Origin of the sequence: Nostoc sp. NOS(2021), from assembly GCF_017115025.1 — a bacterium.
Lineage (GTDB): Bacteria > Cyanobacteriota > Cyanobacteriia > Cyanobacteriales > Nostocaceae > Nostoc.
In genome coordinates, this window is sequence record NZ_JABXKM010000300.1 from 1 (window position 1) to 7,684 (window position 7,684).

At 44.1% G+C, this 7,684-nt stretch carries 5 protein-coding genes; 1 reads left to right on the forward strand and 4 read right to left on the reverse strand.

Translation table 11 applies throughout. The features are described from left to right. Positions 1–96: 96 nt before the first annotated feature. The 4 genes from HWQ41_RS29220 to hisG form a co-directional block, all read right to left on the reverse strand. The gene (locus HWQ41_RS29220) at positions 97–2,418 is read right to left on the reverse strand and encodes a response regulator (protein WP_292770828.1); all 2,322 of its coding nucleotides are present in this window, start codon (positions 2,416–2,418) and stop codon (positions 97–99) included. A gap of 5 nt (positions 2,419–2,423) precedes the next feature. After that, positions 2,424–2,870 carry a response regulator gene (locus tag HWQ41_RS29225; RefSeq protein WP_292770829.1) on the reverse strand — a complete coding sequence of 149 codons (447 nt, stop codon included), beginning with the start codon at positions 2,868–2,870 and terminating at the stop codon, positions 2,424–2,426. 198 nt (positions 2,871–3,068) lie between these two features. Further along, entirely contained in the window at positions 3,069–5,315 is a 2,247-nt protein-coding gene (locus HWQ41_RS29230) for a GAF domain-containing protein (RefSeq protein ID WP_292770824.1), read from the reverse strand. Between the two features lie 848 nt (positions 5,316–6,163). Continuing rightward, positions 6,164–6,808, reverse strand: coding sequence for an ATP phosphoribosyltransferase (gene hisG / locus HWQ41_RS29235; protein WP_292770826.1), 645 nt, complete (start codon positions 6,806–6,808; stop codon positions 6,164–6,166). Between the two features lie 75 nt (positions 6,809–6,883). On the opposite strand from hisG, the gene rppA reads away from it, so the two are divergent. Continuing rightward, positions 6,884–7,606, forward strand: a complete 723-nt coding sequence (rppA, locus tag HWQ41_RS29240; RefSeq protein WP_292770831.1) for a two-component system response regulator RppA — start codon at positions 6,884–6,886, stop codon at positions 7,604–7,606. Positions 7,607–7,684 lie beyond the last annotated feature (78 nt).

The window sequence follows — 7,684 nt, forward strand, 5'->3', positions numbered from 1 at the left end:
AGCATAGCTTTGGCGGGGTGGGGTTCTTAGGGTTTAATAAGTAATCAAGCGGACATGATATCACATCTTCTAGGTCGCTGTAATTTATGTATGGGGTTACTCAGCACTCAGCATTTCTGAAGATAGGATTTTCTGTAAAGAAAGCAATAATTCGTTCACAGTATAGGGCTTTGACAAAAACGTATTGACACCAATAGCAGATACTGCACTGAGCTTATTGTCAGACATAAGTCCACTGCTGGCAATAATTTTGACTTGGGGGTTGATTTTTTGCAGGGTACGGATGGCAGTTAAACCATCCAGCGAGGGCAGCATAATATCCATTAGTACAACACTAATTTTGTCCATATTTTGAGCGTATAGCGCGATCGCCTCAATGCCATCACTGGCAATTAGGGTTTTGTAGTTGTGAGTTTCTAGTGATGTTCTGGTAATCTCTTGAATGGCAACTTCATCATCCACAACCAAAATCAATTCTCCATGTCCTATCTGTGGTGGCAAATTTTCTGGGCTGAATGTTTCCATTCCCCCCACTGCTGGCAAGTAAACTTTAAAGCTGGTGCCACTTCCCAGTTCGCTATACACATTCACAAAACCTCCGTGACTTTTAATGATCCCCAGGACGGTGGAAAGTCCTAACCCTGTACCTTGTCCGACATCTTTTGTGGTAAAAAATGGCTCGAAAATTCTATCTAAGATTTCTCTAGGAATCCCAACTCCAGTATCGGAGACAGTAATCACTGTGTAAGCCCCCTCTTTGGCTTCCAGGTTCATCCGGGCATAATTTTCGTCAATCAACAGATTTTCAACAGAGATACTCAAACTACCGCCATTGGCCATAGCATCGCGGGCGTTAACGCAGAGGTTCATCAGCACTTGATGCAGTTGGGTGCTATCTCCAGAAACCATCCACAAATCTTGCGGGAAATCAGTGCTGATTTCTATGGATTTGGGAAATGTCTCTTTCAGAATCTTGGCAACTTCCACAATCAAATGCTTGATCTGCAAAGTGATCCGCTTCCCTTCCACACCCCGCGCAAAGGACAGTACTTGTTTGACTAAATCAGCGCCGCGTTTAGCGTTGATTTCCAAAATCTCTAGTAGATGGCGGGTGCGCTTATCTGCATCAGGAAATTTGAGTGGTAACAGTTGCGCTCCTGCCAGAATCGGTGTCAGGATATTGTTGAGATCGTGAGCAATGCCACTAGCAAGAGTGCCAATACTTTCCAGGCGTTGAGCGCGAAACAATTGGGCTTCTAAATGTTTTTTCTCGGTAATATCTGTGTCAACGGTGAGAATTGATTTGGGTTTCCCTTGTTCATCGCACACCAGACTCCAGCGACTAGCAACCAGGATTTCTTTGTCAGTTTTGGTAAGTTTAGTTAACTCGCCCTGCCACTTACCTTTACTAATAACTTGCAACAAAGCTGCTTCGATTTCTGGTGAAGGTTCGTCATACAAAAGCTCACTAGCATTTTTGCCCCAAGCCTCTGTAGCTTGCCAGCCGTAAAGTGTTTCTGCGCCTTTGTTCCAGAAGATAATTTGATTGTTTAAATCTCGCACGCAAATGGCATCTGTGGTGACATCAAGTAATGCTGCTTGTTCGCGGATTTTTTCTTCTGCCAATTTGCGATCGCGTAGCGCCGCTTGCTGTTCGCGCAGTGCGGCTTGTCGTTCGCTAATATCGATACTGGCGCAAGTTACCCCGACAACTTCTTGCGACTCATTCCGCAATGGCTCGACAGTTAAATCGTAATATCGAGTTGTATCTTTGATTGTAATTGATACTTCCTCTCGCGTTCCGATGCCAGTGGTTAGCACCCCATGTTTAATTGTGATCAGACGTTGAGCATCTTCAACTGGAATGATATCCAAGTCTTGTTTACCCAAGATTTCCTCAACCGTTAATCCATAGGAGGGATTGTAAACCCAGGTGTAGCGTAACTCTCTATCTTGGTTGTAGACAAAGATGGGAGAGTTTTTGAGGGCAACCCGAAATCGCTCCTCACTATGGCGCAGTGCGTCGTCTGCCCGTTGACGTTCGATCGCATAACGCATTGAGCGCACTAGCAAGTCGCCAGTTACTTGCCCTTTTACCAAATAATCCTGCGCTCCTTGCTGCATTGCCCTAATTGCCAGGGTTTCATCGTCTATACCCGTCAGCACAATTATCGGAGTGGCTTTTGCCTGATGGTGAGCAATGACAAAGGTTTCTAGTCCCTGGCTATCTGGTAGCGAGAGGTCTAACAGAATTACATCAAAAATTTCCTTTTCTAGGTAATTGATTGCTTCCGAAAGCCGCTCAACGGGCATCAAATCAACTACAACTGTGGTAACTTCCTTTAAAAACTCCTGTAATAAAAAAATATCACCAGGGTTATCTTCTACTAACAAGACTTTAATATTTTTACCTGCCATTTCCACTACTCCGGTGGCAGTTTTACGATCGCAAACCAAAAATTTTCTATTGATTGTACAACTTTAACGAATTGATCGAAATCTACTGGCTTAGTTATATAACAGTTGGCATAAAGGTTATAAGCTTTGAGAATATCTTCTTCAGATTGGGAAGTCGTCAAAATTACTACAGGAATTCGTTTGAGGTTTTCATCTCCTTTAATTTCTGCTAATACCTCCCGCCCATCTTTTCTAGGCAGGTTCAAATCGAGTAGCACAATATGTGGCTGGGCTACTTTAGCATATTTTTCTTCTTTTCGCAAGAATGCCATTGCCTCTACACCATCTTCGACCACATTTAAGTGAATCGAGAATTTGCTATCTTCCAGGGCGATGCGCGTGAGTTGGGCATCGCCAGGATTATCCTCTACCAACAAAACCTCAATAGGCATAATTGCTGTTATGGTTCCCACCATTGCTTACAAAAAGGCAGGAGTTAGGAGGCAGTTCTTGCTGGAGGTTAGGAGAGACGCGATTAATCGCGTCTGTCCGTGGGTTTAGAGCCACGTTTAAAGAAAGAATTATACACCAGACGCGCAGCGCGAAGTATAAAGCGTCTAAGATCAATCCCACTATGAGTAAGGGTGGGTTCCTCCTGCCTCCTGCCTTGTCTACGACACGCTGCGCGAACGACCTCCTGCCTCCTGAACTGCTCTATCTGGAATTGTGAAGTAGAAAGTTGAGCCTTGACCGGGTTTTGACTCAACCCAGATCCGGCCGCCGTGGCGTTCTATAATTTTCTTACAAATTGCCAGACCAATTCCCGTACCTGGATACTTGTCTCTACGGTGCAAGCGTTGAAATATTATAAATATACGTTCAGCATACTCAGATTCCAAACCAATACCATTATCGCGCACCCAGAACAACCATTCATCTACCGACGGGATAACATTTAAACTTTCTGCATCTAAATTTACATCTGCCCTTGCTACCCCGATGTGAATTCGTGGCTGCTGATGACGGCAAAATTTGATCGCGTTGGCGATCAGATTTTGAAATACTTGTATCAGTTGGGTAGTATCAGCCATCACTTCCGGTAGAGGATTATGAGTGACAATTGCCCTACTATCTGCGATCGCAATTTGAAGATTAGCGATCGCCTGTTCTAAAACAACACTACAATCAACTAGCATAAAGGGCTGACCACGGCTGCTGACGCGGGAATAGTTCAACAAATCATTGATTAGGGTCTGCATTCGGCCGGCCCCATCTACTGCGTAGGTGATAAACTGATCGGCATTCGCATCTAGTTGATTTTTGTATCTTCGCTCTAATAGTTGTAAATAACTAGTTACCATCCGCAACGGCTCTTGCAAGTCATGGGAAGCGACATAGGCAAACTGTTCCAATTCTGCATTAGAACGAGCGAGTTCCTGACTTTGCTGGGTTTCTTTTTCTAATAGTTGCGCTTGAGATAAAGCAATCGCAATTTGATTACCTAGTTGCTGTAACAACTCCGTCTCAAAGTTATTCCACTGTCGAGGTGCGGCACACTGATTAGCCACTAACAAGCCCCAAATGCCATCCCTGACGAGAATCGGTACTACGAGGTTAGCTCTGACACCAAACTCCCCAAGAAATTCGCGATGGCAGGGGTGAATATCAGCAGATTCAATGTCTTCAATGGCACTAACTCTTCCCAGGCGATATCTTTCTAGGTAGTGTTCTTGAAAGCAGGTGTCGAGCATATTTTTTCCTAGAATTACCGGCCAACCAGGTAGCACCGCCTCTTGCACCACTGTTCCCGAACCATCAGGCCACAGTTGAAAAATCAAAACTCGGTCAGCTTGTAGTAATTTTTGTACCTCAGTCACTGTGTTTTCGAGAATTTTGTCTATTTGTAAAGATTCTCGAATTTTTAAAGTGATTTCGGCAAATAATTGCGATCGCAGATTCTGCCGCTTTAATTCTTCTTCTACCCGCTTGCGATCTGTGATATCAGTATAAGAACCTACCATCCGCACTATATCACCCAATGCGTCCCAAAGTCCCTGTCCTCGATCTAGAATCCATTTATAGCTGCCGTCTTGGCATTGGACTCGATATTCACAGACGTAAAACGGTGTTTTCTTGGCAAAGTGGTCTTGGAAGGCTTGAAGTACGCAATCTCGCTCATTGGGATGGATTCGTTGTGTCCATTCATCCCAACCGTTGGAAACTTCGTGGTCTTTATAGCCGAGCATTTCCTTCCACTGAGTTGAGAAGAACACTTCATTAGTCTTAAGGTTCCAGTCCCAAATGCCATCATTATTACTATGTAATGCTAATTGCCAACGTTCTTCACTTTCCCTCAGTGCTTGTGCTGTTTGCCGCCGTTCAGTAATGTCTGGAAAATTTAGTTTCTCGGTAATTTGAGATACCTCAGCTACATAACGCCTGAGTTCTAGTTGGTCGATTACCAAGCGACTCAGAGCTATCAACGCCTCCACTTGTTTTTGGCTCAATTGCCGTGGAACTTGGTCAATTACACACAGAGTTCCCAGCATATCTCCCTTCGGAGTAATTAAGGGTACACCTGCATAAAACCGTATATATGGATAGCCAATTACTACCGGATTATTTGCCAACTTTTCATCAGCTAGGGTATCTGGAACCACTACAACATTACGCCGCTCTTGGCAAAGGTAAGATAACCCAACACTCCGGGGCATTTCTGATACATCTAAACCAACTTTTGCCTTAAACCATTGACGGTTTTCATCAATGAAATTTATCAAAGATATGGGAGTGCCACAAATATATGCCGCTAACTGAGCAAGATTGTCGTAGGCTTCTTCGGGTTCAGTGTCAAGAATTTGATACTGGCGGAGGGCTTCTAGCCTCGCCATTTCTGTATCAATATGTCCAGCTTTCATTAACTTTTATTAATAAATCTAAATGTAATATTCAGTCAGCAGCGTGGCTATCTCAAGAATAGCTTAACTTTTTTTAACAATTGTGAGTCCTTTCCCCGCCTTTGGCTGTTCAGGGAAGTCTGTTAAAAATACTACATCCACATTAGGGACTGACAACAAATAAATGACTACTACTTGTGGGGTGGGCCGAAAAGCCATTAGTGTCAACTTAAGGTGAAAGCTCATCTAGAGCAAGCTTTTAGAGATTGTCTCGTTCCCAGCCAGAGGCTGAGAATGCCGATGTGAGGGCTGCCGCCTCAAGACTTGCGGCAGCAGCCCAATGAGGTGCATTTCCAGCCTCTGGCTGGAAACGAGGTTTGTAAAAGGGTTTTGGCTTAAGTTGACACCAATGGCAACATGAGCACCTTTGGCTACGGGCCCTCGTGTCGCCCACCCCACAAGAAATAGTTGAGTATTTTTTATTTGTCAGTCCCTTAAAAGTGATGCCTAGAGTCAGCCACTGCCTGTCTACGCTGCAAAGTTATTGCGTAGGCGTAGCCCGTCGTAGACATCGCATTAATCTTTAGGAATAAGAATTAAATAACATACAATTTATGTCCCTGGCTTACCTCACCCTCAATCCCTCTCCTTCTAAAGGAGAGGGAGGCTAGAGACAAGATAAAGTTTTGCATTTTATTTAATCCACGTTCTTTAGTGTAAACAAATTTAGTGTGCATGATCAAGATTCAGCTATTAGACATAGGCGTGAAAAAGAATGTAGAGACATAGCACTGCTACGTCTCTATAAGGGTTCTGGATAACGCATATTTAATTTCTACCGTAGAGCGTTACCCTGAAACTGATAACTGTTAAACCCCTACTAAAACAGCTTCTCGCAGCTTGGCAATCACATCACTTAGATTACCTGTGTTCAGACGGTAACTCAGAGGATGGACAATCAACCGCGCTGTGCTTTCATACAGAGTAGCAATTTCAATCAAACCATTTTCGCGCAAAGTCCGCCCTGTGGAAACCAAATCCACTATCGCTTCTGACATTCCAGTAATTGGGCCTAGTTCCACTGAACCATACAACGGAACTATTTCCACAGGTAAATCTAGACTGTGGAAATATTCACGAGCGCAATTCACATACTTAGAAGCAACTCTACCATGCGGTAGTAAATCTAAAGGCGATCGGTAAGAACTAGATGCTTTTACCGCCACCGACATCCGACAATGCCCAAACTGCAAATCCACCAAATGGGCAACTTGCGGCTGCTTCTCGCGCAGGACATCGTAACCAACAATACCTAGTTGTGCCTGACCATATTCCACATAAACGGGGACATCGTGCGCCCGCACCAGCAAAGCTTTCGCAAGTCCCTTAGTGTCAGGAATTTGAAGTTGGCGATTTCCTGAATCTAAAAAAGCACTAAAGTCTAAGCCCACAGATTGTAGCAAGCGGATGCTATTTTTAAGGAGTTCCCCTTTTGGCAATGCAACAGTCAGCATTCTTTTTTTAGTATCCTTGGCGTTCCAGCAGTTGAATAATATTGAGAATATCTCTATATGCTTACCACAAGCAGCATGAGAATTTTATTAGTTGATGATGAAGTTGAGCTAACTGAACCCTTGAGTCGCTTATTAACTCGTGAGGGCTACATTGTGGATGCCGCTTACGATGGGACAAGTGGCAGCGAATATGCACAAGCAGGCAGTTATGACCTACTAATTTTAGATTGGATGCTGCCAGGAAAAACGGGGTTAGAGATTTGTCAGGAATTGCGACGCCAAGGCAAAACCACTCCTGTGCTGTTTCTCACAGCCAAAGATACTCTAGATGACCGCGTACAAGGTTTAGATGCTGGTGCAGACGACTATTTAGTTAAACCTTTTGAACTGCGAGAGTTATTAGCCAGAGTCCGGGCTTTGTTGCGTCGTTCCGGTTCCCAAACCTATGAAACCCCCACCGGACGGCTGATTGTAGCTGATTTAGAACTCGATTGTGAAAATCAAGTAGCCGACCGTCAAGGACGAATAATTGAGCTATCGCAGAAAGAAAGCCAGTTGTTGCAATACTTTATGGAACACACTGGACAACTAATGACTCATGCCCAGATTATGCAAAATTTGTGGCAAGAGGAAGAACAACCCAGTAGTAATGCGATCGCGGCATTAATTCGCCTGTTGCGCCGTAAGATTGAAGTAGGTAGAGAAACTGCGCTAATTCACACAGTCTACGGCAAAGGCTATCGTTTCGGTGCTTCTTCAGTGGAGTCAGTTCACCCGCCTACTTCCAAATCACAATAGACTTCTTGATATAGCAGGGGACTGGGGACTCTTTACTGGGGACTGGGTTGAAAGTCTGTTTGTATATAGGTTTTATCA